This is a genomic window from Gammaproteobacteria bacterium, from assembly GCA_029862005.1.
Lineage (GTDB): Bacteria > Pseudomonadota > Gammaproteobacteria.
On sequence record JAOTYD010000099.1, the window covers coordinates 1 to 2,458 of the forward strand.

A 2,458-nucleotide genomic window follows, 5' to 3' on the forward strand; every position below is an offset into this window, starting at 1 on the left:
CTGTTCGAGCTCGATCAAATCGAAGGTTTTCTGTTTGACACCTTTGCCTGCTATATCCTCGTAATGAATGGTGTCGCGGTCGAGATAGTACTTCGCCAGGGCATCCATATTGTGACGGCTCGCGGTTGAATTGAGTACATAGGATTCGAGCATGGTGTCATGCGCGATACCACGCATGCGAATGCCTTCGCCGATGAAAATATGCGCGTCGTACTTGATGTTCTGACCGATTTTTCCGATCTCCGGGTCTTCTAGTATCGGTTTCAGTGCGGCCAGCACCGCCGCTTTATCGAGTTGATCCGGCGCATCCTCGTAACGATGGGCGAGCGGAATATAACAGGCCTTGCCCGCCTCCAGACACAGCGATATACCGACCAGCTCCGCCTGCATGTAATCGATACTGGTAGTTTCGGTATCGACAGCAAAACTGTCTGATTGCCGCAGTCGCTGTAACCAATGCTCGAAGCGATTCTGATCGAGTACACATTCATAATCAGCGTCGACCCGGGGCACGGCGGGTACACTGCCGACGCCGGCGTTCTCGGCGCTTTCGGTCTCATCGTACCAGCGGGTGAAACCTAACTCGCGGTAGAGCGCGGCGAGTGCAGCCGGATCGCCCGCCTGCTGCTCCAGCTCATCGATACTGATTCCGGTATCACAATCGAGTTTGATCGTAGCGAGCTCATAAGACATCGGCAAAAATGACAGCGATTCGCGCAGATACTCTCCGATTTTGCCCTTGAAGTCGTCGGCATGCTCCATCACCGCCTGCAAACTGCCATACTCGCCTATCCATTTCGCGGCTGTCTTTGGCCCTACTTTGGGTACGCCCGGAATATTATCCGAGCTATCGCCCATAAGGGCGAGATAGTCGATAATCTGGCTGGCGTTCACCTGAAATTTTTCGACCACTCCCGCCTCATCCATGAAATGGTTATTCATGGTGTTGATCAAGGACACGTTGGCATTTACCAGTTGGGCCATATCCTTGTCACCGGTTGATATCAGGACCTTGTAACCCTGCTCGGAAGCCTGCTGGCTCATGGTGCCGATCACGTCATCGGCCTCGACGCCCTCGATACTGATCAGAGGCAAACCTCGCGCTTTGATAATTTCATGTAGTGGCTCTATTTGCTCGCGCAGATCATCCGGCATCGGTGGTCGATTCGCCTTGTACTCGGGGTAAATATCGTTACGGAAAGTCTTGCCCTTAGCATCGAAAACCACCGCCAACCTATCAGGCTGTTCCTCCTTAATTAGCTTATTAAGCATATTTAATACAAAGTAGATAACCTTAGTTGGTTCACCTGACGGGCTTCTTAGATCTGGCCCTGGCACGTGATAGGCGCGGAACAGGTAGGAACTGCCGTCAACCAGCACCAGTTTTTTTTGTTTCTCTTGATTCATATAGATGCGCTAAAATGCCGGGTTCTGAGACCGGATCATATTACAGCTGCATTGGCGACTTCGCCAGTTTGCGCTTTCCACTGGCTTATTTAATGTCTGTATTCACCACCGTCGAACCAACTCAACTCGAACGTTTCCTGAAGCGTTATGAGCTCGGCAGGGCCCGTGATTTCAGCCCTATTCCGGCTGGTATAACCAATACCAATTACTATCTCGAAACCGATCAGGGCAGTTATGTGCTAACACTTTACGAGCATCATAGCGACGATGAACTGGACTACATGCTTGGTTTACAGCAACACCTGGCCGACAAGGCGGTTTCCTGCCCGGCGCCGGCTAAAGATCGGCGCGGCGATTATTACTCGAGCCTGAACAATCGCCCGGCGGCGATCATCGACCGCCTGCCCGGCGAGGTAGAGACCGCACCGGCCATAGAACACTGTGCGCAGATAGGCACCGAACTGGCCAGATTTCATCTCGCCGGGCAAGACTATATGAAATCCAGGCCTAACCCCCGCGGCGTCGAGTGGTTGCTTGCCGCGGGCGATATGCTGGAGGCGGAATTGACCCCGCAGGAGCTCCAGTTGCTGACATCGACAATCGGCGACTATCGGGATTTCGATCACAGGCCGTTAGCGCACGGTGCCATCCATGCCGACTTGTTTCATGACAATGCTCTTTTCATCGACGCTGAGCTCGGTGGCATCATCGATTTCGACTATGCCTGCAACGACAGCCTGATCCTCGATATTGCGGTGCTGTTAAACGACTGGTGCATAGACGCGCGGGGCAATCTGGATGCGAAACGCGTGGCCGCGGTACTGGATGCCTATCAAAAGCAGCGCCGACTGGATCAAGCGGAAATAAGGGCACTGCCATTGATGCTGCGATTCAGCGCGTTGAGATTCTGGTTATCGCGGCTTTGCGACAAGGTTTTCCCGCCCAGCGGCGAGCTGACCTTTAGCAAAGACCCGAACTGGTTTCGCGAGCTGCTTGTATTGCGCAGCAATGAGATCGATCAACTTGAACAATTATTTCTCCCACATGACAT

At 53.0% G+C, this 2,458-nt stretch carries 2 protein-coding genes; one reads left to right on the forward strand and one right to left on the reverse strand.

Annotated elements, in window-relative coordinates; all coding sequences use genetic code 11:
* Positions 1-1,407, reverse strand: a 1,407-nt coding sequence (locus tag OES20_19170; protein ID MDH3636814.1) for a DNA polymerase I, incomplete at its 3' end; no start/stop codon positions are given.
* Positions 1,408-1,499: 92 nt separating this feature from the next.
* Here OES20_19170 and OES20_19175 point away from each other — a divergent pair.
* Positions 1,500-2,458 (forward strand): homoserine kinase (locus tag OES20_19175; protein MDH3636815.1); only part of this gene is annotated, 959 nt, incomplete at its 3' end.